18 protein-coding genes are annotated in these 23,536 nt (G+C 51.7%); 5 read left to right on the top strand and 13 right to left on the bottom strand.

The window, feature by feature from the left end:
- Position 1 precedes the first annotated feature (1 nt).
- From ACN0YN_RS20185 to ACN0YN_RS20165, 5 genes are all read right to left on the bottom strand, one after another.
- Positions 2–2,386, bottom strand: coding sequence for a PAS domain-containing sensor histidine kinase (locus tag ACN0YN_RS20185; protein WP_417386816.1), 2,385 nt, complete (start codon positions 2,384–2,386; stop codon positions 2–4).
- 72 nt (positions 2,387–2,458) lie between these two features.
- Entirely contained in the window at positions 2,459–3,820 is a 1,362-nt protein-coding gene (gene clcA, locus ACN0YN_RS20180; protein WP_417386815.1) for a H(+)/Cl(-) exchange transporter ClcA, read from the bottom strand.
- A gap of 106 nt (positions 3,821–3,926) precedes the next feature.
- Complete coding sequence (locus ACN0YN_RS20175) at positions 3,927–4,217, bottom strand: hypothetical protein (protein WP_417386814.1); 291 nt, start codon at positions 4,215–4,217, stop codon at positions 3,927–3,929.
- A 60-nt stretch (positions 4,218–4,277) separates the two neighbouring features.
- On the bottom strand, positions 4,278–4,787 hold the full coding sequence (locus tag ACN0YN_RS20170; protein ID WP_417386813.1) for a hypothetical protein: 510 nt from the start codon (positions 4,785–4,787) through the stop codon (positions 4,278–4,280).
- Between the two features lie 33 nt (positions 4,788–4,820).
- Positions 4,821–8,645, bottom strand: coding sequence for a hypothetical protein (locus ACN0YN_RS20165; RefSeq protein WP_417386812.1), 3,825 nt, complete (start codon positions 8,643–8,645; stop codon positions 4,821–4,823).
- A 296-nt stretch (positions 8,646–8,941) separates the two neighbouring features.
- Here ACN0YN_RS20165 and ACN0YN_RS20160 point away from each other — a divergent pair, with 296 nt between their 5' ends.
- Both ACN0YN_RS20160 and ACN0YN_RS20155 read left to right on the top strand, forming a co-directional pair.
- Positions 8,942–9,547 (top strand): nitroreductase family protein, encoded by a 606-nt coding sequence (locus ACN0YN_RS20160; protein ID WP_417386811.1) that lies wholly within the window; start codon positions 8,942–8,944, stop codon positions 9,545–9,547.
- 89 nt (positions 9,548–9,636) lie between these two features.
- On the top strand, positions 9,637–10,908 hold the full coding sequence (locus tag ACN0YN_RS20155; RefSeq protein WP_417386810.1) for an Nramp family divalent metal transporter: 1,272 nt from the start codon (positions 9,637–9,639) through the stop codon (positions 10,906–10,908).
- 42 nt (positions 10,909–10,950) lie between these two features.
- On the opposite strand, the gene ACN0YN_RS20150 is transcribed toward ACN0YN_RS20155, so the two are convergent.
- From ACN0YN_RS20150 to ACN0YN_RS20135, 4 genes are all read right to left on the bottom strand, one after another.
- On the bottom strand, positions 10,951–12,570 hold the full coding sequence (locus tag ACN0YN_RS20150; protein ID WP_417386809.1) for a glycosyl hydrolase: 1,620 nt from the start codon (positions 12,568–12,570) through the stop codon (positions 10,951–10,953).
- Positions 12,571–12,729: 159 nt separating this feature from the next.
- Positions 12,730–13,989: a glycosyltransferase gene (locus ACN0YN_RS20145; RefSeq protein ID WP_417386808.1), complete on the bottom strand. Its 1,260-nt coding sequence runs from the start codon at positions 13,987–13,989 to the stop codon at positions 12,730–12,732.
- Positions 13,990–14,178: 189 nt separating this feature from the next.
- A complete protein-coding gene (locus ACN0YN_RS20140; protein ID WP_417386807.1) occupies positions 14,179–15,984 on the bottom strand; it encodes a PQQ-binding-like beta-propeller repeat protein in 1,806 nt (601 codons plus the stop codon).
- A complete protein-coding gene (locus tag ACN0YN_RS20135) occupies positions 15,981–16,193 on the bottom strand; it encodes a hypothetical protein (RefSeq protein ID WP_417386806.1) in 213 nt (70 codons plus the stop codon). The genes ACN0YN_RS20140 and ACN0YN_RS20135 overlap by 4 nt, the downstream gene beginning before the upstream one ends.
- A 118-nt stretch (positions 16,194–16,311) precedes the next feature.
- Here ACN0YN_RS20135 and ACN0YN_RS20130 point away from each other — a divergent pair, with 118 nt between their 5' ends.
- Both ACN0YN_RS20130 and ACN0YN_RS20125 read left to right on the top strand, forming a co-directional pair.
- Positions 16,312–16,728, top strand: a complete 417-nt coding sequence (locus ACN0YN_RS20130; RefSeq protein WP_417386805.1) for a hypothetical protein — start codon at positions 16,312–16,314, stop codon at positions 16,726–16,728.
- A gap of 160 nt (positions 16,729–16,888) precedes the next feature.
- Positions 16,889–17,656 carry an HpcH/HpaI aldolase family protein gene (locus tag ACN0YN_RS20125; protein WP_417386804.1) on the top strand — a complete coding sequence of 256 codons (768 nt, stop codon included), beginning with the start codon at positions 16,889–16,891 and terminating at the stop codon, positions 17,654–17,656.
- Positions 17,657–18,072: 416 nt separating this feature from the next.
- Here the strand turns inward: ACN0YN_RS20125 and ACN0YN_RS20120 are convergent, their stop codons facing one another.
- Entirely contained in the window at positions 18,073–19,623 is a 1,551-nt protein-coding gene (locus ACN0YN_RS20120; RefSeq protein WP_417386803.1) for a hypothetical protein, read from the bottom strand.
- A 48-nt stretch (positions 19,624–19,671) separates the two neighbouring features.
- A complete protein-coding gene (locus ACN0YN_RS20115; protein ID WP_417386802.1) occupies positions 19,672–20,508 on the bottom strand; it encodes an SGNH/GDSL hydrolase family protein in 837 nt (278 codons plus the stop codon).
- Positions 20,509–21,044: 536 nt separating this feature from the next.
- Between ACN0YN_RS20115 and ACN0YN_RS20110 the strand changes: the two genes are divergently transcribed.
- Positions 21,045–21,515 carry a hypothetical protein gene (locus ACN0YN_RS20110; RefSeq protein ID WP_417386801.1) on the top strand — a complete coding sequence of 157 codons (471 nt, stop codon included), beginning with the start codon at positions 21,045–21,047 and terminating at the stop codon, positions 21,513–21,515.
- Between the two features lie 1,268 nt (positions 21,516–22,783).
- Here the strand turns inward: ACN0YN_RS20110 and ACN0YN_RS20105 are convergent.
- Together ACN0YN_RS20105 and ACN0YN_RS20100 are read right to left on the bottom strand one after the other, a co-directional pair.
- Positions 22,784–23,035, bottom strand: a complete 252-nt coding sequence (locus ACN0YN_RS20105; RefSeq protein ID WP_417386941.1) for a carbon storage regulator — start codon at positions 23,033–23,035, stop codon at positions 22,784–22,786.
- 46 nt (positions 23,036–23,081) lie between these two features.
- Positions 23,082–23,465: a hypothetical protein gene (locus ACN0YN_RS20100; protein ID WP_417386800.1), complete on the bottom strand. Its 384-nt coding sequence runs from the start codon at positions 23,463–23,465 to the stop codon at positions 23,082–23,084.
- Positions 23,466–23,536: the final 71 nt, after the last annotated feature.

Raw genomic sequence — 23,536 nt, 5'->3', positions numbered from 1 at the left:
TTTACTCCACGCTCTGGCAAGTCGGTAAAAAAACATGAAAACAGGCGCCAGAATCAATACTCGAACTGTAACAGATTCGACCTCCGGAAGCTTCCAACAGAGAGCGGCTTAAGGACAGACCAATGCCCAGCCCCCCTTTTTTATTCGTGGTAAACGGTGTAAACAGATGGTCGACGAAATCTACTGGAACCCCATGCCCCGTATCGGCAATGGCAACCTGAACCATGGAATTTTCAACTGGTACTATATTGATCGTTAAAATTCTCGGGAAAGAGGATTCTGTCATTGCTTCTACCGCGTTGATAAATAAATTCGCCAGTACCTGTTCAATTTGGATGCGATCAGCATACACGACGGTAAACTTCATTTTGCTGTCGATTTTTACTTCGATCTGTCGGTCTCGCAGTTCATATTGAATCAACTCCAGGGCACTTCGAATACTCTCCTGAACATTGAATCTGATCGCCTGTTGTTTTCGTTTTTCTGCCAGCGATTTCAGTTTGCGCACAATCTCACCCGAACGCAGTGACAAATCCTGGATTTTCTGAACAAGATGATTTACATCCTGTCCCTGCTCCAGCTGATGTTTTATGGCCGAAGTGTAATTGACAATTGCCGTCAATGGTTGATTGAGTTCATGCGAAATGCCTGCCGTCAATTCTCCCATGACAGCCAGTCGGGAAGCATGTGCCAGAATATCTCGATACTCCTGGGCCTTTTTCATGGCTTCATGTCGTTCCGAGATATCCTGAACCGTTCCGTGCATGAAAGTTAATTCGCCAGCATCATTCTCTTTTAATACGGCTCTCTCTTGCACATGCCGGATTTCACCACTGGGACGAATGATGCGATATTCAGCACTGAGGGGCAGCTTGAGCTCTAAAGTACGTGTAATAGTCTGTTCTAACAGACGGCGATCATCAGGGTGCACTGTTTCCATGAAGGATTCATAACTCGGAATAAAATCCTCTTTCACGACACCAAAAATACGATAGACTTCATCCGCCCACCAGATCGCATTGTCTTTCAAATTCCATTCCCAGCTGCCTATATGGGCCAGCCTCTGCGCTTCAGAAAGTTTTTCATGTAGTCTTTTCAGCTCCATCTCCGCAATTTTTTGATCGCTGATCTTCTCAATCATCATCAGAATCTCATCCGACAGATAAGGGAGAACACGGGCGCGATACCAGTTCTCCTCACCCCGGTTGATCAGGCTATACTCGAACGTTTCAATCTGTCTGGTGTCGTAGACCCGATTGATGAGTGTCCTGATCTGACTACCTGCCTCATTCGGCAGCAGGCTTTCAATTTCGCTGCCGACGCGGGGATCGGGTGCCAGAAATAAACTTAACTTTTCCCTGCTGTTGAAATTGACAATTTTTCCCACTCGATCGAGCACCAGCACGGCGTCTGGAATCGCATTGAACATTGCCTCCAGTTGCGCCGACTTCCTTGCCAGCTCAGAAGTTTGTGTTTCGACGCTTCGCTCCAGTTTCTGCTGCATGATACTGGCGGCATCTTCTTCCTGCTTACGTTGGGTGATATCTTCAACGATTCCCGCAATGCGTGTGATCTGATTGTATTCATTATAGACGGGAAAAGCCCTCGTCTCGATCCAGCGGATCGTACCATCTGGGTGTATCACTCGACACCTGGGAAAATCAGGATCTGCAAAATCGCCTTGAGCTTTTCTTTCCAGATTATTCACAACGGCTGCACGATCATCTGGATGTATCCCCTCAATCCAGGAGTGTGGATCATCGTAGGCACTCTGACAGGAACGCCCCCAGATCTCTTCATACATCGGGCTGAGAAAGTAGGTTTTACTGAAATCGGGAGCACAGACCCAAAGCAGCTCATTCACATTCTCTGAAATCTGGCGAAATATTTGAACATTTTCCCGCAATGCCTGCTGAGCTTCTTTCCGCGCAGTAATATCAACACCCACACTGAGTGTGCCAATGATTCTGCCTGTCTCATCTTTCAAAATCGAATTATGCCAGGCCACTGATTTTAATCTGCCTTTTGCGGTCAGTACATCGTTTTCAAAAAACTCAACCGGTTGAATTTCTCCCTGCATCAGTTGTCGGAATAGTTCTTTTACTTCAACTTTATTGGAAAGGGGTAGAAAATTTTCGAACCAGTTCTTCCCGATTATTTCGTGTTCTTCTGCCTCCAGCAGACGACAGCCCTGCTGATTGATCAATGAGATGGTTTCATTCGCATCAAGGGCCAGAATCATTTCACCCGCCAGATCAAAATACAACTGTGCCAGATGATGTTCTTTACTGCGAGTGGTATCTGCCTGCTGCTGTTCCAGCTTCGCAACACGTTGACGCAGAATCTTTACTTCTTCCAGTAGTTCCGTGGTCGTTAATTCGGACATGGTCACCGTCATTCTCGATTTACAATACAGAATTTATTGAGTACTGTTTTCTACTGAAGCTGCATCAAATTATCAGCAACTGATCTCCGGTTCTGCCTTGATTCCTCTGCGTTCCAGCGTTCGCTCTAAAAGCAGATCATATATCGGACGGCTCCCCAGTGACTGAGCGACGATGCTGGCGGTCATGCAGGTCACAATCATTGCGGGCAGAAGTTCAAAACTGTCCGTCATCTCAGCGACCAGCACAATACCCGTTAACGGTGCTCGCACGGTCGCTGCAAACAGTGCCCCCATCGCTGCCACTGCAAAAGTCCCTGCCTGCAAACCGGCCTGAGGCGCGATTTCGTGTACGAGATATCCAAAGCTGGTGCCAATCAAAGCGCCCAGCGCCAGCATGGGTGCGAATATTCCTCCTGGTACGCCGATTGAATAACTTAAAAACGTCAGCGCCGCCCGCACGACCAGCAAGGAAAGTAGAAAACCGAGCAGGGGAGATTCCGCGAATATTTCTTTCACCAGCGCTTCACCACCGCCGACATATTCCGGCGCAACAATCATCAGCACACCAACTACAGCACCCACCAACGCAGAGATCATCAGCAAAGTGCGGCTGCCCAATTCATCAGAGACCCGTAAGCACCTTAACATGAACGTATTAAAATTCGCGCCCAACACACCAATCAGCGCACCCAACAACAGGTTCAAAGACAGCGTCAGCAGCAGATTGCCGGGAGGCTGAAATGCCGGAAGTGAATCCTGCAACTGAACCGGGAGTTGTGGCAGAGTACCGAACACCTGATCGTTTACCAGATTCGCCGTGATACTGGCGATGATCACCGCGTGCAAGGCAACAAAGCTGTATTGAAATCGGGGCCTGACTTCTTCGATCATAAACAGAATCGCGCCCAGCGGCGCGCTGAAGGCCACACTCAGTCCCGCAGTTGCACCGGCAGCAAGAAAGGTATTCAGAGTATGCGTATCCGAACGTGCTTTTTCGCCGACAATCTGACCGACACAACCACCCAGGTGAATCGTCGGTCCTTCGCGACCAAGAACCAGGCCCGCTCCCATAGAGAGCACGCCGCCAAAGAATTTCACAGGCAGCACACTCCGCCAGCGGAGCGCCATCAGCTCCCCCATCACACCTTCAATTTCCTGGATGCCGCTGCCTGCGGTCTCCGGCGCAAATTTTCGCACCAGGACGGCTGCCGCCGCCACCATTACGGCACCTGTCAAAGCAGCAACTACGATTGCCAGAATGCCGTACCCGGCGAAGAATTCTGCGATGACGACATAGATGCGAATCACCTTATCGAGACAGTAATGAAAGGCTGAACCCAGCGTGCCAACCCCCACGCCAATCACCAGCGCCAGCAGATAGATCCACATCGCATGTTTCAGTTCGATATGTCGACTCTCACCGCTTGCATCCATTCCCGCATCCTGTTTCTGACCAATGTGATATAATTCAGAATACTCTGCTCACAGAGTCAGCACGATAACAGGAATCAGAAAAAAATGGTACCTCTTTCAGTCCCCTTCAATAAAGCCAGTTGAGAGGGATGCCTGCCCAGTGAACAATGTATCCCAGGGCAAAGAAAAAGCAGACCAGAATCCCGGCCAGCAGTCCACTCAGCGGGTAGCGCAAGGCAGCACCACCGGCAGTCAGAAACAGGCAGGCGGCAATCCCTTTCCCAAACGCCTGCCGGATGTGTTTCTGCGACAGAGCGAGTTCATTCACCGTGACATAGAGATGAACCACCGCGACAGCGATCAACATCACCAGAAACAGGATACTCCACTTTGCGAGTTTCAACTGTTCGGTTGTCATGTGATTTTAAGTCCGTGAGGAGAAATTAAACTGAAGTTTTATCTAGTGATCACTTCCCGCTTAAACGCCGCCTGTCAACATAAGCCACAAGCCTGTCAGATTCAATATCAATGTCACCAGGACAATCAGGTAGCTGCAAATCACAGCAGGCCAGTTCATCCGAGAACCGGCCTGGGTTTGGTCAACAAATGAAAGCGACATCGCAATACAGACGATTAGCGTGAGTCCGCTTTGCAGAAATACCGTGATATATGCATCCTGATCTGGTAGCCACAGGTAGGAGAGTCCGTTCAACAGACTATAGAGTGTCACCAGCGTCAACTGTGTTCTGCCGGTCTGCCCGGCAATCGGTTCGCTTTGCTGACTCATGGTCTGCGATCCCAGGCTCAAGAGTAAGATCCAGAATCCAATCAGTCCTGCCAGACACCAGACAGCTCGAACCCATTGAGTTTCATTGCTCTCAAACAGAAAATACAGACTCAGATTGAATGCGGCTATCAGCAGAAAATTAATAGACAATAATAACGTATCAGTTCTGACTGACTTCCAGCGCTGAGAAATAATCTGCATCAGATCACCCGACTGCGTATCAACGCAATCCCATCACAGTCCCTGTTTACGTTTGAGTTTTTCCAGCCGTTTCTGTTCGCGCCGTTCTTCACGTTCCTTACGACGTTCCTCGCGTTCCTTCTGAATTTGCTCCATCTCTTCCGGCGTTCGTTCGGGGAACAGACTTTGGATCTGTGCTCCCACACCTGTGCCCAATACGGCATCGAGGGCATTAAACCCCATCTGCTTGGCATAATCGCCGACCTGGCTCATATCGACCTTGGGTTTCTTCAATGTCCCCCCGATCGGCAGTCGCAACGGTTTGCTGATGAGCGCTTTCACGAACGGTTTGTCGCTGTCTTCTGAGATCAGATTGGTAAACCCGACTTCCGCAATCAGATCCAGAGATTCATCCAGTCCCACAGAGCCGGTCGTGCGGACCGTTAATCCTTTCATCTGGACTTCGAACGGAGAATGATAAACCCTGCCATCAATCATATGATAATGCAACGCCTGGTTCTGTACCTGTAGAAAGATGGAATCTGAACTGATCAGCCTATTCTGTCGATTGATATTCACAATCGACAGAACCTGATCGATTTTTTCCGCCAGCGCATCAAACAGGGGTCCCGGCTTGACCTTCGTCGACTTGACGAGCAATGTTCCCTTTGCTTCCCCCGTTTCCGGTTGATCCAGGGGAATGACCGCGTATTCCTGGCTCAAGGAAAACTGTCCCTGAATATTGGTACTGTTTGCCAGCATCGGCGCGACGTATTTCAGTGAGTTGCGCGTCATCTCGGGAGTGAACTGGAAATTGTCGATCACATTCCCTTTTTCAAAGATCAGCGCCGCCGGCTTCACATCGAGTCGAACAATCGGAGCCAGTCTGAGACGGCCGCCACTCACTTGCAAATCGAGGGGCGTGATATGGATCTGCCCATCCTTAATGGTAGCCTCAATACTCGTCTTACCGCTGGTCAAGCCACGGATATTCGCTTTTTCCCAGCCGATCCCTGCATCACCCGTCAATTCATTATATTGATCGGTGGGCACGAACAGCGGCCGCGTATCGGGGTACAATGGACGTGGCTGTGCATTCAAAACCATTTCGCGCGCTCGATCATTCGCCGTACTTCCTAATGGCCCGTTTAATGTGAATGGCCTGGTTTCATGCCCGACGATTTCCACATCCGGTCCCAGTTTGCTGCGAAGCAGGGGAGTCAGGTTTTCCCAGTCGTAGGTCACTTCCCCCGCCAGTCTGACCTGTTTGCGAGTGGAGAACTCTTTGATCTCCCCCTTCGCCGTCAGGTCCAGCATGTCCGATTGTATCGACATCTGGTTCAATGTGAGGGAGTCCTCTTTCAGGTCCTGCAGCGTATCCCCTTCCATGCGAACCTGTGGTTCCTGCCAGCTGATCGCCCAACCAGGATTGCGCTGGCTGGGAACGATTTTCTTCCCGGGCGCCACTGGCTCACGTACGGGGGCTTCGATCGCAAAATCTGCGATCGAAGCCCGCCAGTTCGCCAGTCGCGATGTTTCGGTGACGACGACATTTGCCTGTCCTTGAATCGATCCGTAGTATCTTTGTTCGGGTGGCTCTGCCGGATTCTCGAACCAGAGCGAAAGCGCATGCAGGTCACCATTCATTGACAGTGATCCCACAAACGAAGGCGTCTGAACTTCTTCATTGGGAAGCTGCACTTCGAGCTTTTCTCCGTTGACTGCGACTGCGGTGCCTCGATAAGTCAGCTTCGTTGCTTTGAGCCTTTTCTGTTTCCCGTCCCAGCTACCCGAGGTTTTCAATTCTGCACGAGGTTCACTGATCCACATGTTGGGAGTCTGAACACGGACATCTGTCAGGTCCAGCGTGGTATTCTCATGGATAAAATATTGATCGCCGATCGAAACCGAAGAGGCAAACTTGACATCGCCTGCCAGCTGCAGATCCTGCCTGGCCAGTGGTCGCACCCGGTCCGCCCAGGAAGCAAGTTTCCCCTGCAGTTGGATTTTGAAAGGCAGCAGCTGCTCTGGGGCTTCCGCTTTACGCTGACGATCAATAGTCGTCGGCGATTCGAGTTTTGCCTGGAAGGCATCGGCGCCGGCAATTAGTGACACGATGAACCGTTCCACATGAATCTGTTGCTCGTCCGTTTTCCCGGCCCCCTCCACAGTCAGTTCCAGCTTCGGTTCCTGCCAGCCCCGTCGATCAGGCATCGCCAGCTGCAGGTGATCGAAATTCAAAAATGACTTCGTCTCCCACGAGTCGCCTGTCACATTGAAGTCCACTTCGCCATTCATCTTGCCTTTCAAAGCCACCGCCTGCAGATCGACAAACTGATCCAGGCGTGCAGAAAGTCGATCCAGGTCCGCTTCCAGTCGAAGTTTCAGATCGCTGGCATTCCCGCTACCCGTCACTTTCAGGAAATCGGACTCACACTTCAGCGAACGGATATCAAACGAATCAGGCTGTCTGACGATCTGCATCATTAATGAGACCGGCTGCTGCCAGCGAATTTCCTGCCCGTTGTTGCGGCCTGTCAGATCTGATGTTTTCAGGTCGACAACCCAGGTCGATGCCTGATTCTGTTCCGGTTGCTTTGGATCAAAGTTGGAAACTTCAAAGTTGACTGTCCCCGAAGTAATCTGCATACCCGGTTTTAAATGCATGGTTTCCGGCAGTTGTTTTGCAGTTTCCGCAAGATCCAGGTCGCCAGACAGTTTGAGCTGGGAATTCAACAGTCCCGCCAGTTTTTCCTGTTTGCTCTCATCCTTCAGGTCATCCCAGTTCAGCTTTCCCTGCAATGCAACTTTGCCCAACTGCGATTCGGCATTGGCTTCTTTGAAATACAAGACGCCATTCGCAGCCATCAGATCGATATTGCCCTTCGCGTAATCGGTTGAGATTTCATCGTTCCCCAGCAGTTCCGGCGCACCAAAGACGAGAGGTGCTGCTTCCCAGTTTCCTTTGACGGCGAACCGCGGTGCTTCTTTCGTTCCCGACCATTTGACTTCCATCTCGGAATTGGAAATCCCATCCAGATACGCACCGGGTGACAATGCGCTGACCAGGGGCATCAACTGTTTCAGATCAAAGAACCGGGTTTTGAATTTCAATGAGCCCGACCGCGAAGCATCAGGCTCGCCCGATTTGACCGCACTGACCAGAAATTCGATTTCCGCGGGATTCTTCACCTCCCCGTTTTCCGCGACCGGCTCTTTCCAGCTGCCTTCAACCATAATTGGATCAGTACGCAGCGCAGGTCGTGTCACGGTGATATTCATGCCCGTCAGATAGGGTGTGGACTCATCAGCGGCATTCACCACATTCATGTTGAGATCAGAGAGATGCAGCGTCAGTGACTGCTGTGTTCCGGTTTTGGGCTCTTCCTTTGCATCGGGATCGCCTTCGGGATTTTCCTTTGTCCCTTTATTAATGATGGCCGTCAGCAGATCCTGATTCGCCAGTCCCTGATCGTTCACATACGTCAAAGTCGTCACGCCGTCCACATTGACATCGCCGACACGTTTACGATCTTTCGCCAGTTCCCACAATGTTTTTTTTGTCTGGATCTGATTGATGCGGACCACATCCCGGCCTTCAAAATCTTCCAGGGCCACATTCTGAAACGTCACCGGCGCTCCCCAGCTCAGTGTCACTTCGCCGGTGCGTATCTCACCCGGATAGTTTTTCAGAATGCGGGGCAGAATCGAATCTTTCAGTGAGGTGCGCGAGACGATCTGCGGAGCAAACCAGAGCAGCACACAGAATCCGATGACCAGCACCAGAAAAATACGACCCAATGAGCCGCGCTGGTTTTTCTGATCTTTCGAAGCGCCGTTCTCTGTTGATTTGGCTTTGGCTGTTTCTGACTGGGACATGACTGATCCTGTGTTTGAGTCCGTTGTGCAGGATGAACCCGATGCAGGGCATTCGTGATGATCATCCGTGTCTGCTGTTCGGCTGCCCGCTGTGGTAACTATATGGGGATTTTCAGGCAGCGACAATGTTCTTCCCGGAAAGATTCCGGCTTCCCGGTCGGGATATTCATTAAAAACAGGCGATTTCCTATTCCGGATTTCCGCGAAACAGTGTTATTCAGGGGGGAGACTGCCTATGATAGCAATAGCCGCAATTCGAATTGTCTCTGTGTGTTTATTGATTAAAGTGAATGAGAATGGAAACCTTAAAAGCAGTTGAAGCAAGACGTTCTGTCAAATCCTACGACCCCGATCATCGAATGACAGACGAGGAAATCCAGAAACTCCTGTCTTACACGATGCTTTCTCCCACCGCCTTTAATATCCAGCACTGGCGATTTGTCGTAGTGAAAGACCCTGAGTTGCGACAGAAAATTCGTGAAGCCTCCTGGAATCAGGCGCAGGTGACCGATGCCTCCCTGCTGGTTGTGATCTGTGCTGATATGAAGTCCTGGCAGAAAGATCCGATGCGTTACTGGCAGAATGCCCCCGAACCGGTACAGAAAGCGCTGGTTCCCATGATCCTCTCATTTTATAAAAATGAAGAGCAGCTGGAACGTGATGAAGCGCAACGCTCCTGTGGCATGGCCGCTCAAACCATGATGCTGGTCGCCAAAGATATGGGCTACGATACCTGCCCCATGGACGGTTTCGACTTCGACAAAGTCGCCGACCTGATCAATCTTCCAGAGGATTTCCTGATTTCCATGTTCGTTGTCGTCGGAAAACCGATTCGCCCCGCCAATGAACGGGGAGGACAGTTATCACTGGACGAGGTATTGATTTACGATCGTTTTGAATAAAAAACCTCGCGGAAACCTCATTTTCCGTGCCTGTTTTGTTAAGATGCAGCCATTACTAATCTATCTTTAGAAAATACGGTGCATCCTCCATGAACGACCAGCCGCCAACCAATATCTTCAAACGTGTTCTAGCCAGTCTGGGTCCCGCCATCATCACCGCGTCGGTGGTACTCGGGCCGGGCAGTATTCTGTCGGCTTCCAAAATTGGTCACACCTACTCCTACCAGATGAGCTGGGTGCTGGTGATTGCCGTTATCATGATGATTGCCATGACGGCGCTCTCAGCACGACTGGGAATTCAACTCAAAGGCACGATCTGTGATGAACTGGCAGAACGCGCCGGTCGACCCGTTGCTGCTGCAACCGGTGTCATCCTGTTTTTGATTGCTGCCTGTTTTCAATTCAGTAATAACCTCGGCGTGCTGGCAGCCGTCGAACCGTTCATGAAAGAAGGGAACGACTATTCTCTCGCCATCATCATCGGCATGAACACCTTCATCATCCTGGCACTTTATGGTTTCAAACACCTGTATGGTCTGATTGAGAAACTGATGAAGCTGCTGGTTGCTATTATGATCATTGCCTTTGCCATCAATCTGTTCCAGGTAAAACCCGACTGGCTGAAAGCGCTCGCCGGGCTCATCCCCTCTCTGCCTGAGCAGGCAGCCAATGGCGCCAGCATGCAGGAAGTCATGACGCCGATCGTGGCCCTGTATGCGACCACATTCTCCGTCGCGGGAGCTTTTTATCAATCCTATCTGGTTCGTCAGAAAGGCTGGACCCGGGAAAACCTGAAACAGGGTCTTATCGATTCCACACTCGGCATCAGTATGCTGGGACTGATCACATTAATGGTACTGATTACCGCCGCGAAAGTGCTGTACCAGAATCCAAACGTTGAAACTTTGACCTCCGTCTCGGATGTTGCCACCAGCCTCGAACCCGGTTTTGGTAAATCTGCCATGGTCATTTTCTCACTGGGAATTTTCGCTGGTGCCTTCAGTTCATTCCTGGTCAACGCCATGATTGGTGGCTCAATCCTGGCGGATGGTTTCGGACTAGGCGGCTACATCGATCAGAAATGGCCCAAACTGTTTACCGTCTTTGCACTGCTAACAGGTATGGCCGTTGCGATCTATACGAAAAACGAGGGACAGAAACCGGTGGGACTGATTATCTTTGCACAGTCACTAACGGTACTGGGTATCCCGATGCTGGCAATCGCCATGCTCTGGCTGTCCACCCGCGCCGATATGAAAGGTGAGAATGCGATTCCCGCCTGGATGAAAATTCTCGGCTTTATCGGCTTGATTACATCTGTTCTTTTAGCAATCCGCACGGCCGTTAATTTACTCAGCTGATCAGACGGAGAGCGAGAGCTTCAGCCCCTGTTCAGACTTCCTTCACTTGTCTTCTTCCACGTGATCATTCTTCCGCCAGCCACTGGTAAGGTGATCGTCGGACTGGGTGGGTGGCTCCAGGCGGTGCACTTCCAGATGGTTGATCTGCAGTGTCGCTGTCTCCACATAGAAACCCAGCATCCCACTACTGAAGGTCGCGTTTGCCAGCGAGAGGATCACGCCCCCATTCACACTCAACTCGTGATAACTGCCGAACGATAACATTTGAATCTCGACATCTTCCGGATCCCTCACCCGCCAGAACCCATCCTGCAGCGACTCAAACTGCATCATGTTCTCGCCCGACTTCTCTTCACCCGTTTTCCAGGAACGAAACTGGGCGATCCCTTTCAGCAGATCCAGCGACAAGTAATATCCGTCATACGATTCCGCGTCGATGCGAATCAGGATGCCGCATTTGCCATCCCCCTGCATTGAAAAATGACACTTCAACAGAAAGCAGTCGACTTCTTCATTGAACACAAAACCCTGGTAACCGGCTTCACTCACTACCTTCAGCGATCCATCATCCACACGGAAAAATGATTCTTCGTGAGTCCCTTTCAACACGTGCAATCGGTGGGAATCGAGTCGATCGATCACGCGGTCATAAATTCCTTCATATGTTCTGGCACGGAGCTGTCCGTTAGGAAGCCGCTCCAGGCGTTTGGGAGGTGGCAGCAGATTATTCACAGTCCGATCGTGAGGCGAACTGGTATAAAAATTCCAGAGCAGAATCCCTTTATCATCCCGACAGATGCGGCCGGCATAATTACCCTGCGCCAGCAGAACATTGTCGTAATAGTTACGCCACGGCTTATCCAGATTCTCCGTATGCCAGTAACGAATCTTGGCATCTTCCCGCAGACTGCCGATCAGATAATAATCGCCGTCAATCCGAAACAGATTCGGGACTTCGATGTCGTCATAAATCATCGGTGCATGCAATGGAGGCAAAGCCTGAAACTGATTGGGGGCCACTTCTTCCATCAGCCCTACACAGCCTCGTCGTACCAGCGGCCCGTCATTCACACGAGCCGCCATCAATAACCAGCTGTGATCGCCTTCATGAAAATAAAACGGATCGCGAAAGCTCACCCAGTTCCGTTCGTTGTCAGGCGATGATTCATAATACTCTTCCGCCGGCTCCAGGGGAAAACAGCTGTCAGGATTCTGTTTCGCTTTGATATTGGTAGCAACGACTGACTGCAGTTTCGCACGGATTTCCAGAATATGCTGCGGATCATGCATCCCGCGCCGATCCTCCCAGTCGACATCAGCCTTCTCCCAGTGATAGAGATCATCGCTGAATGCCAGTCCGATGCGTTGCACCTTTCCCTGGTCGCGCCGCGAAATGCCTGTATAAAACATCCGCCAGCGACCCGGCTCATGCGGGTCCGGCGTCACATGCATTGTCCAGAGCATCAGGTCATCCCAGCTGCCCGGATCGCCGATGAACAACGCGTTATCAACCCGCCGCCAGTTCAATGCATTATCACTGATGGCATGCGCGATGAAGTCATGATTGGGGAGCACCAGGTGAAACAGGTGATACAACCCGTCGTGGTACACCACATCCACATCGCCAATACTTTTACGGCTCCAGGCGGATTCGAAAAACATATCTGAACTTTATGAAATGCTGACGCTATGAGGAAGAGCGTTGAAACAGAGCTTCAACTGTGACTGGTAGTCGTCTTCACGCGAAACGTAAAAAGACCTCAATCCATCTTACTGACTTCCCGCTGACGTTCAACCCGCAAACTTTACTGGTGGGTTCCTTCAGATCGAAACGTTTTCCAGTTCGGCTCTCACGCTCACAGGCGCTGGTGCCTGGTAGGGCTCATAGTAGTTGATATAAATCTCGAACGGTGCAGGCACGTAATAGATCACGCCGCGCCAGTTAATTGTACGTGTGCGGATCGCTGCAATCAGGCAACCACAGAACAGATAAGGCATCCACCACATATAGTTCAGCATCTTGAGCGGATGACGCCGAAGCCGTCCACCGCGGGACTCGACCAGTCGTTCGATCCGTGAACCCAGCCGATAAATGGAAAACGCCACCGCAGCGCCGGCAAAAGCCAGTACGCCTGCAACCAGTCCCGCGGCCAGCTGCTGCCCCTGATACAGAAACAGCAGTCCCAGCCCCGCGAGAACTGTCTGGGCGAGCGCCGAAACAAATCCGAGTGTAGCAATGAACCAGAAGTGTGAATGATAAAACCGCGCGTTCACCAGCTGCCTTGAAATAAACCGCAGACTGGAATCCAGCGCGATGGATTCGGCGTTGAGCATCGTCGCTGCTGGTGAGAAAACCAGTTTCCGATTCAGTCGATCGGTAATCGCCTTCAAACCGGTATCGTCCCACATCATTTTCAACATCGTGTCCGAAAACCGTGAATCCTGAAAGACAGATCGGCTCAACGCGATCGAACCGCCCCAGGCAATATCCATCGACAGCATCTGTAACACCGCTGCCGCATTCCAGGCATGCCTGATCAATGTACCTGCATTCGTTGACTCGGGGGCATACCAGCGGATACCCGAAGCAATCCCGACCTCTGTATCTCGTAAAGGAGCCACCAGATCTCGCAGCCAGCTACGATGGGGCACCACGTCCGCATCCAGCCAAGCCACAACTTCGACATCCGCGGGAACACTTTGAATCGCCTGAACCAGAGACGCATTTTTCAACCCGCAATGAAATGCCTGTTGATGACGAATCATGATCTCACAATTCGGATGCGGGTGTTTGCGCAGATACTGCCTGACAAAACCCAGCGCCGGATCACTTACATGATCGACGACAATCTTGACTCGATAATCCGGATAGTCCTGGTTCAGCAGGCCATCCAGACAATGCTCTAAAAAGGGATCATTACCCCGCAGAGACAGCAGCACGGTTGCGACGGGCGTGTATTCTTCGTCAGCCTGACGATCAAAAACACCGCGATATAATCGTGCTGCGTGAGCTCCCCAGAACAGATAGAGTGCCCCGAAGATGATCAGGCACAGCGAACAGATTGCTGCCAGCAATATCATGGAACCACCTCAATTGATGCAGGATGTTTAGGATACAGACCCGTCGGGTTGTCAACATCCTGTCTCAATCAACGGTAACTCACTGTTCAGTGAACATGTTAATCTAGGTAGATTACCTTGGCAACAAAATTATGAAAAAGTTTCCCATTCTGGCCATTTTGACATGTTTTATGGACAGAAAGCCGCTATTCAGTTCGTTACAGGTAACCGAAAAGCGGCCGCCTGAGTGGAATTTCGCACGTATAACCGGTCCCCGATCAACACCGGATGGTTCCAGGTTTTTCCTTCCAGCGCCTGAAATGTTGCCAGTTCTTCATGCTCTGACGGGTCCGCTTTGAGCAATACAACGGCTCCCTCTTCCCCGATTACCAGCAGATGCCCGGAATCTTTCACCAAGAGGACCTGTCCTTTCCCGTAGCGGCCCCTTTTCCATTTGCGTTTCCCCTCTTTGAGATCAACGCAGGTAAAGATCGCACCATCAAAGCCGTAGGCATGTCCCTCGTAAATCACATAATCATTAAAATCCGGTTTCAAACCGGTCACAATCCAGACCTCTTCTGCCGACCACTTTCCGTCTTTGTTCGTGACGTGAATTTTCTGCATCCCCTTTCCCATGCCGGTCGCGATCAGAATTTCATCCTCGCCCACCAGTTGAGGCTGCAGCACACGCTGCCCCTCCGAAGCGCATTCGTAACTCAGCAAAACCGTTCCGTCGGCGGGATTCAACAGGTTCAGTTCTTTATTCGTGAGCATGGCTACCACGGTCTGACCGGCGATGGTTAACAGAGCAGGGGAGCTGTAAGAATGATCGCCGGCAGGAGCAGACCATTTCAAATCTCCCGTCTCCGTATCGAAGGCCAGCAGTCCTTTGTCACCTTTTCCACCCGCATGTACGATGACAGTTCCGTCCACGACCAGTGGCGAAGAACTGAATCCCCAGATCGGCGGCTCGCGGTCTGCCACCTTGCGAATATCCTGCTGCCAGAGAATTTTCCCGGTCGCAGGGTCCAGTCGCAGCACATGCCCGCTGGCCCCCATCACATACAAACCACCGTCTGCCAGCGTTGGTGTCGCCCGCGGTCCGGGTCCCCCCAGCGCATCATAAAATCGGGTCTTCACTTCCTGAGTCCAGAGCTCCGCGCCTGTCTCTGCATCGTAACAGACAATCAGCTCCTCCTCTCCCCGCTGTTCCTGTGTGAACAGTAATGAACCTGCCACCACAAACGAAGACCAGCCAGGACCGATGGGTTTCTTCCATAAAGGCGTTCCCACTTCCGCGTTCCAGTCCGCAGCCAGAGACACACCGGTCAGCACGCCATCACGTAACGCGCCTCGAAATCCGGGCCATTCCGGTTCAGCCAACGCGGCTTCCAGTTCTGCCGCCGTTAACGTACTCTGCTCATCAGCGGCTATCGTCTCCGCTTGCGACAGCATCCGTTCTTCTACAGTTGGCGTCCACCGCCAGGCCAGCGCCATATTGTAGTCGCCCCACATCCCTTCCGCGCGAAGCAACAGCGAAAAGCAAAAGCCGAGTACCGAACAGGCGACAATCAAGACGGTCCGCTTCGCAGTACGCATTCGGGAAACCAGTATCGCTGCAATCCCGAACAGACCCATTCCCATCGGCCCGGTAATCAGCATCACGCCCGGACCCACCATGGTCGGATCCAGTAGTGCCAATGTAATGCCTCCCGCGAGCAGAGTGATGCCCAGTCCGATCAGTTTCTCTTTCCACGTTGCCCGACTGGCCAGCACCCACCAGACCAGGATCAACCCGCCACAAATCAGTGGCCCAAACACTGCCAGCATGACAGGCAGCACCGAATCCGAGTCCATCCATTTCGGTGCCAGCCGCGTCACCACCATTGCGATCAACAACAGAATCGGCGGCCAGATCCGCAATGGCTTCAATTCACTGACAGCCGCTGTTGATTCACTAGCAGCAGGTTCTACGGGAGGATTCGCTTCGGCTTCCGGATGATGGGTATCAGTCATAACAGGCCCTGTTGGGGAAAAAACAAGAAAAACAGAATTGCTGGACATCCCGCGGACGAGTGTCTGATTTCTGTAACTGTAACCAGTCGCTCCGCGGTGTCAAATGCACAAACGGTGATGGGAACCAGGTCTCCTGATTCGATTTCCAGCTGTGCGGTTTTCACTACCCCCTGCTGCCGCGCAATCAACGGGAAATCTTTCAGATTCATCTGTTCTTAACCTGAAAGAGATATCAAATTGCATCTGTGGCCCACACAATGGTACAACAGTAGCAGAGTGGCTCCATCCGGGAAATCGGACCGTCTCACTGGAACAGGAAGTAATCTGATGATGGACGACCAGCAATTTCTCACCACATTCGAAAACTGCACGCTTCCCTTCGATGACTGGACACATCGCGCGCACCTCCGCGTTGCTTATCTGTACGCCTCAAAATATGATCTGCAGACCGCCACCGACAAAATACGAGCTGGCATCAAAGCCTACAACAAAGCCACCAATACTCCGGAAGAACTCGAACGCGGCTACCACGAAACCATCACCGTCGCCTTCATGCACCTGGTCACCGCTGCCCTGCAGCAGTCAGGTCCCTTTGAGAATTCCGCAGCATTCTGCGCTGCCTGTGCTGTCTCACTAAACAAACCGGTTCTGCTCAAGTATTACAGCAAGGACCGCATCATCTCCCTGAAAGCCAAACAGACGTTCGTAGAACCCGATCTGCAACCTTTGCCTGCCCTTAAATAATGAAAGAACGAAGTAAAAGGAAGTCGCCTGTTTTCGTTTTGAAGAAATCTAGTTCAGCATTCTTCCCCTTATTCTTTACATCTTCCTCCACACCCGGCATCATGGAATGACCGTCTTTTAAGAAATCACGCCTGTTCCACCCGAATGAAGTGAGGCTGCTATGCTGGTGAAGAAGTTGAAAGACAAACTGATCAAAGGCGAAACTGTCTATGGCTCGCTGTTTCAGTATTCCGTGGTACCTGCAATGGTCGAATCGATTCCCGAGAACTCGCTCGACTTTGTGATCGTCACCCCCGAACATACCACGCTGGATCTCGCGGAGTTCCTCCCCCTGCGTTATGCACTCAACTCCAAAGGCATCGCCTGCCTGGCCCGCACGCACAGTCGTGACGCTGCCGATGTCGCCCGCGTCTGTGATACCTTTGATGGCGTAGTCGTGCCTTACGTGGAAGAATACAAACAGGCCCAGGAACTCGCAGCTGCCGCCGTCTATCGACCGCTGAAGGGTATCGTGCTGGATGAAGTCCTCAAGACCGGGAAATTCGTCAATCAGAAAACTGCCGACTATATCGAGAAACGTAACGAGAACACCCTCTTCATTCCGATGATTGAATCGGTGCCCGGCATTCAGAACCTGGAAAAGATCTGTTCGATTCCCGGCGTGCATGCGGTCTTCGTCGGTCCCGGCGACCTGACCGCCAACATGGGAATCCCCGGCGAATACGACAACCCGGAGCTGATCGCTGCCATCCAGAAAGTCATCGACATTGCCAATCAGCAGCATGTCGCCGCGGGCTGCTGGTTTGGCACCACCAAACAGGCCGTCCGCACTATCAGACAAGGAGCCCGGCTGGTCGTCTACGCCAACGACGGACTCATGATGAAACACGCCATGCAAAGCGCCTTCAGTGAACTCCGCAAAGGTTGAATCACATAAACAGAACCAATGGGTGAGCCCGGATGCACATGCGAGCTCACCCAATCGCTTAATCCCAAATTGTAGATTGAAAAAGGGATGGTACCGAATGAAATTCGGTACGAGCGTAGCGAGCAGGAAACTGTCAGAAAAAGCGATCAGTCCAGGTAGGGGCGAACCCATGTGTTCGCCCGTGGCGTTGACTTTCTTTCTAGTGAAATAATCCGAATGGTTTTGAGCGTCCGGTTCCGTGTCCGAAACCAATTCGCTCATCACCAGGCGGGCGGACACACGGGTCCGCACCCTACAAAAACCAGGGTCGGAATCGCGCTCTTCATTCAACACTTTCATTGACAACCTCCTGTTGTCTCTGACAACCCCGAATTACATCCAGGACCACCCAACTTTTTTCTCGTTACTCTATCACATCAATCCTTTGATTTAATAATCTTCCGTCCCCGGTTCACCCGGTTGTTATCATCCGCTTTCGCCTGCTGAAATGCAGCCCGCTGCTCCACGGTATAAAAGTCCGTCGTCAATGTGTTGCGCTGCTGACCTGAGATATGCTCCAACAGACCCAGCAGAATCCCGACTATCTGGGGCTCTGCATAAACCTCCAGACCCGCAGTCCGGGCCGGCCAGGTCGTGTAACCTCCCAGGTAATGTTGTTCGGGCGGAGGAATGTAACCGGCGGCGCCGTTCGCCAGGCTGATGTTGAATGTGTGATGGAACGGGCTCGCTGCTTTGAGCTTCAATCCCGTGACTCCGTAGACTTCATTCGGTATCGCTGTGATCGCCAGATCGCCGATACAGATCACCTGCAGAACCAGCTCTTCAACCGGATGCGCTTCAATCCACACCGCCTGCTCGGCGTAAACTTCCGGTCGATTCGCCGGACGCCGCTCACCCCGTTTTTCATTGATCGCTTCCGCCCAGACCTGTCGCTCGGGAAATGGCAGGCGACGATCCAGCACAAGCGTCGACTGTGACATTTCCAGGAGAGGAGTGCCTGTGCCATAGATGATTTTCTGATACGCGTTCAGAGCAATCTCCGCCAGCTCTTTCGAATACTGGTCGATACTGTAATCACTGCGGCGTGGCCTGGAATAGTCCATCCATTGCAGATCACCCGAAGTTCCCTGCGACATTGCCGCCACAAATGGCTTCTGGGGATCGCCGGTTTTCCCGATTTTCTCTTCCAGTATCTGACAGAATTTCCCATAGTAATCGGCAGAAAATCCGCCCCGTGCCCCGAAATAATGCATCGAATAATTGGCCAGCAGACCCAACGGACGCTCATCATCGGCTGATCGAATACTGAGCAGCGACAGACCCGAATCTACCGGTCCCGCCGGTCCGGTGAATTCCGGATTCTGATGACCGGGATGCATCATCGCGCGCACGGTTTTGTCCCCGAACGGATCTTCGCCCGGCTTGTCCGGCTGTCGCAACCAGCGTCGGCAGTGTGTATGTTCGGGGGCATCGACAGACGTGTAACCGATCTGAGCCGGCTCCAGATTCGCATACGCTTTTGCAATTCCTTCCGCAAGCCGGGGAGGCAGAAAACGTTCGTAAGCCGGATCACTGTTCGTACCCAGACAGAGATCCATCACACTCGGCGCGGTATGGGTGTGCGTCGAAGAGATCAGAATCCGCTCCACGCGAATGCCCGTTTTCTGACTGGCGAGAATCTTTGCCCGATCGCAGATACTCCTCGGAATCATACATGAATCAACGACAACGATTGCCACAGTCGTCTCGCCTGACTGCAGTACAAAACAGCGGGCATACAGTCGATCCAGTACTTTACTCTGATTGATCTCCAGAAACTGGCCATTCTGCAACGCCGGCAAAGTCTCCGGAGTAATGTCAATCGCAGCGACCCCCGCAGAGAGGGCACCAAATCCATCAGCAGGCAGCACACACAATAACAGGGTCAGACTCAAAACGGACGACATCATCGATGACAAATATCGCATCAGCACACACTCTCCAGTCAGTTAATGGTAGCAAATTGTAACAGCTCGTTATTGCTTCTTTTCTGTTGTCGCTTGTTTCGCCCGCAACAGCTTTGCCATGTATTCAGCAGTCTCATCGGCAATCACATTGTAACCCGCCAGGTTAGGATGACGGTCCGAATACCAGCCGGGCAGGTCACCGAGAATCGGATCGAGTTCATTCGCCATCACGACCACACTCCCTTTTTGCACAAACGGCTTCACCAGTTCATGATATTTTTCCGGAACCTTCGCCAGCGGATAACGCCGATAGTTGAGCATGTTCTCCCCTTTCTTCAGTTCCGCTGCATAACGGGGATAAATATCGAAAACCTCCAGGTTCTCTTTCTTTGCCACCTCAAACACCAGGTCATTGATGGCTTTACTCCCCTCTTCATTTGCGAACGGAATCACCGTCATCGGAATCAGCACGGCGTTGGGATGATCTTCACGCAGCCGCGCCAGCAGCTGATGAAAGTCTTTGGGAAAATTCTCAGTGAAATTTTCGCGTCGCGCCCGGTCGTTCAAACCGTAACGGATGAAAATATAATCCAGGCCCGGCAGTTTGGCGGCATCGCGATCATAACGCCCCGAATCGAACAGGCGCTTGATGTACTCGCCACTCAGACTCGAGTTGATCACATGACAGGCCGGCAGATCCCCCTCCGCGGCCAGCAGTTGTTCCAGCACCTGTTCCAGATGTGGACCGTTTGGCTTGATCAGTCGGGGAATACTCCCCTCCGTCGTGCTGTCGCCGAGCAACAGGATCTGTACTTTCCCTTCATGCTCCGCGTTCACAGTTGCCGGAGCAGGAAAAATCGAGATCAGTGTCATCAAAGCGAGCAGGGAAAGTCGTCGTCGCATCATCAGAGAAGTCCTAAAGGTAAGTTTTTTCAGCAGGTGGGATTGCAAATCGATAACGGGCTGAACGGGTCAGCCGCCCGTTCATTATGAGGTACTTATCAACCAAGTGCAATTTACAAAAAGAATGATTTGAACAGTCCAATTTCCGATTCACTGCACATTTTGATCTTGACCGCTGCGCGCCGTCGGCGATAAGCGCTGAAGTGAGTCGCGCGCGTGCCCAGTTTACAGTGCACTGAAACAGCGCGAACCACTTCCCGCTGTTCACGCGAAAACCGGGGCTTTTTTCCCGATCTTCACCTGCACAGCAGTCACTGGTGTCGCGTGTCTGCCTGCGGGTCGCCACACATCGCACAACGTCGCCCCGGCACCATCTCGGCACCGCCTTACATCGCGACCCTGTCGGCCTGTATCGCCACATCATTTTCTGTCGAACCCTCTTGACTGCGTCGTGCCCTTCGCGAAGATCAGACGCACTTGAGTTACCGAACAGCATCCCCGTTACCAGAAACAAGAGATTACAGAAAGCACTTTGAAACATGACCGATTCTCCTCCCCCGCCGCGCGTTCGCACCAGCCCGCAAAGATCAGAACAGATTGTCCGACTGATTAAAAAAATGATTGGTCGTGGCTCCTTTATTTCCGAAATCAAAACCGCGATCGCCGAGGAATTCCAGATCAGCCGTCGTTCTGTCGAACGGTACATCACCCGAGCCCGCCGCGAAATGCTGGAGGAAGTGGAACAGAACCTGGAACATCACCGCGCCGATTCCCTCTTCTTTTATCGCTCCGTAATCGACAGTCCGAAATCCACCGAACGGGACCGCCTGCGTGCCCGCGAACGCATCGACCGCCTGCTGGGTCTCGACACCAAAGCAAAGCCCCGTAAAAAAGCCTGGCTCCGCAAGCTTACCCCGGAAGTCATCCGCAACATGTCCAGCGAAGAACTCGAAGCAACCCGCCAGCGCGTCATCAGAGAACGCGAACAGTCTCCCGACGAATATTACTGAAACGCACCAGCACCACCAGCTGAAAACCCCGCACCACTGAAAATGGAATGCGTGTTTCATTATCTGTCACTGATTTACTACCACGATTTTTTACTACCACGAAAAACACGAAACCACACGAAATAAAAAAGGGTGGTACCGAATGAAATTCGGTACGAGCGCAGCGAGCAGGAAACTGACAGGAAAACCGCTCTTTTCAGGTAGGGGCGAACCCATGTGTTCGCCCGCGGTGTTGACTTTCTTTATAGTGAAATAATCCGAATGGTTTTAGAGGCCCCGTTCCAAGTCGAAAAACAGTCCGATCTTCACAAGGCGGGCGGACACACGGGTCCGCACCCTACAATTACCAGGGCCGGATACTCACTCCTCATTCAACACTTTGACTTGCTCTTTCCTGTTGCCTCGACAGCCCCAGGTAATATTCTTTACTACCACGAAAAACACGAAACCACACGAAAATAAAAAAGGGTGGTACCGAATGAAATTCGGTACGAGCGCAGCGAGCAGGAGGTCGCAGCTCACTCAAGCAAGAAAGATCCAGTTTTCCCAACAGATCGAAATCAAACACCGACTATCAATAAAAAATCCAGATTCAACCTGGATAAAGATAGTTTCACACACAACCTCCTGATGTCTCCGACAACCCCGGATTACATCCGGGGCCACCCCTGGTTGTGACTCCCACCGATCAGATGCTTTCGTGTGGTTTCGTGTTTTTCGTGGTAAAAAAGCTCGAAACACATCCAATGCAATAACATATGATCAATTTAAAAAATGGGTGGTACCGAATGAAATTCGGTACGAGCGCAGCGAGCAGGAAACTGACAGAGAAACCGCTCAAACAAAAGAAACTGTTTCAACCACATCAAAGACATTGTTAGACCAACTCTGCACCAGTGATCAACTCTGACAGTTTCCTGTTGTCTTCGACAACCCCGGATTACATCCGGGGCCACCCCTGCTTGTAACCCCACCGACCGGATGTTTTCGTGTCCGTTCGTGTTTTTCGTGGTAAAAAAAGCTCGAAATACATCCAATGCAATAACATATGATCAATTTTAAAAATGGGTGGTACCGAATGAAATTCGGTACGAGCGCAGCGAGCAGGAAACTGACAGAGAAACCGCTCAAACAAAAGAAACGTTTCAACCACATCAAAGACATCGTTAGACTCACTCTGCACCAGTCATCAACTCTGACACTTTCCTGTTGTCTCCGACAACCCCGGATTACATCCGGGGCCACCCCTGGTCGCAACTTCTCACCAATCAAAGCCGCTCTAGCTCTGTTCCCGGCGGTGCGGTGACTCCCAGGCGTACTTTCTCTTCTCGAATGTGAACCACGACGATTTCGATGTCGGGGGAAACCTTGATCGTTTCGTTCATGTAGAGAATTTTCTGCACCGGCAGCATTTCTCCCACTCCACTGACCACCAGCTGCACCTTATTGAACCGAATCCAGCCCACAGTGATCTGGAAATCATCGATCAGCAGGCTTTCGCCCGTCTTTCGCGAGAGCACCAGCAATTCCGATTCCTTTCGTATTCATCCACACGAGCGCGGACTGTTATTTCACATCCTGTTCTACCGGTTCACCCTCATCCAGCTCTTCAACCGGTTTCCCCGTCCGCTCCTGTCCCGCGACGAAGACCTTGCCGTGATCGATTTCAATCGACTGCCCCTCTTCCAGCATGCCATAGCTCAGATCATTCACGAACAGTGCTTCGTTATCGATTTTGACCTTCACATCACCACATTCGAAGGTATGGGTGGCGCTGTCACCAAACGTGGAAGAGGAACTCGTCGTCAGTGCGTTCCCCGGCTTGACGACCACATGATGCGAACCCAGGTCCGTGTCACTTTCCGCATTCACACTGACAGAAAAGGAACATCCCGATAGTAGAGTCATCGCCAACAGTGTCAGCAGACTCGAACAGAAAATACGGTACACGGCCACATCCTCGTCTCAAAGGGAACCACAGCGATCGGAGCACTCTCTTCATTGTAATACGAAGTACCCGA

This window comes from Gimesia sp., assembly GCF_048260065.1.
GTDB lineage: Bacteria > Planctomycetota > Planctomycetia > Planctomycetales > Planctomycetaceae > Gimesia.
The sequence above is the reverse complement of the archived record's forward strand: the minus strand, read 5'-3'. Positions and strand labels throughout refer to the sequence as shown.

What these genes read in the sequence shown, in the direction of transcription:
- clcA (WP_417386815.1), bottom strand. Translation starts at nt 3,820, where the DNA reads ATGGATGCAAGCGGTGAGAGTCGACATATCGAACTGAAACATGCGATG.
- ACN0YN_RS20185 (WP_417386816.1), bottom strand. Translation starts at nt 2,386, where the DNA reads ATGTCCGAATTAACGACCACGGAACTACTGGAAGAAGTAAAGATTCTG.
- ACN0YN_RS20120 (WP_417386803.1), bottom strand. Translation starts at nt 19,623, where the DNA reads ATGCGATATTTGTCATCGATGATGTCGTCCGTTTTGAGTCTGACCCTG.
- ACN0YN_RS20160 (WP_417386811.1), top strand. Translation starts at nt 8,942, where the DNA reads ATGGAAACCTTAAAAGCAGTTGAAGCAAGACGTTCTGTCAAATCCTAC.
- ACN0YN_RS20165 (WP_417386812.1), bottom strand. Translation starts at nt 8,645, where the DNA reads ATGTCCCAGTCAGAAACAGCCAAAGCCAAATCAACAGAGAACGGCGCT.
- ACN0YN_RS20175 (WP_417386814.1), bottom strand. Translation starts at nt 4,217, where the DNA reads ATGACAACCGAACAGTTGAAACTCGCAAAGTGGAGTATCCTGTTTCTG.
- ACN0YN_RS20110 (WP_417386801.1), top strand. Translation starts at nt 21,045, where the DNA reads ATGACCGATTCTCCTCCCCCGCCGCGCGTTCGCACCAGCCCGCAAAGA.
- ACN0YN_RS20115 (WP_417386802.1), bottom strand. Translation starts at nt 20,508, where the DNA reads ATGATGCGACGACGACTTTCCCTGCTCGCTTTGATGACACTGATCTCG.
- ACN0YN_RS20125 (WP_417386804.1), top strand. Translation starts at nt 16,889, where the DNA reads ATGCTGGTGAAGAAGTTGAAAGACAAACTGATCAAAGGCGAAACTGTC.
- ACN0YN_RS20155 (WP_417386810.1), top strand. Translation starts at nt 9,637, where the DNA reads ATGAACGACCAGCCGCCAACCAATATCTTCAAACGTGTTCTAGCCAGT.
- ACN0YN_RS20140 (WP_417386807.1), bottom strand. Translation starts at nt 15,984, where the DNA reads ATGACTGATACCCATCATCCGGAAGCCGAAGCGAATCCTCCCGTAGAA.
- ACN0YN_RS20130 (WP_417386805.1), top strand. Translation starts at nt 16,312, where the DNA reads ATGATGGACGACCAGCAATTTCTCACCACATTCGAAAACTGCACGCTT.
- ACN0YN_RS20170 (WP_417386813.1), bottom strand. Translation starts at nt 4,787, where the DNA reads ATGCAGATTATTTCTCAGCGCTGGAAGTCAGTCAGAACTGATACGTTA.
- ACN0YN_RS20150 (WP_417386809.1), bottom strand. Translation starts at nt 12,570, where the DNA reads ATGTTTTTCGAATCCGCCTGGAGCCGTAAAAGTATTGGCGATGTGGAT.
- ACN0YN_RS20135 (WP_417386806.1), bottom strand. Translation starts at nt 16,193, where the DNA reads ATGAATCTGAAAGATTTCCCGTTGATTGCGCGGCAGCAGGGGGTAGTG.
- ACN0YN_RS20145 (WP_417386808.1), bottom strand. Translation starts at nt 13,989, where the DNA reads ATGATATTGCTGGCAGCAATCTGTTCGCTGTGCCTGATCATCTTCGGG.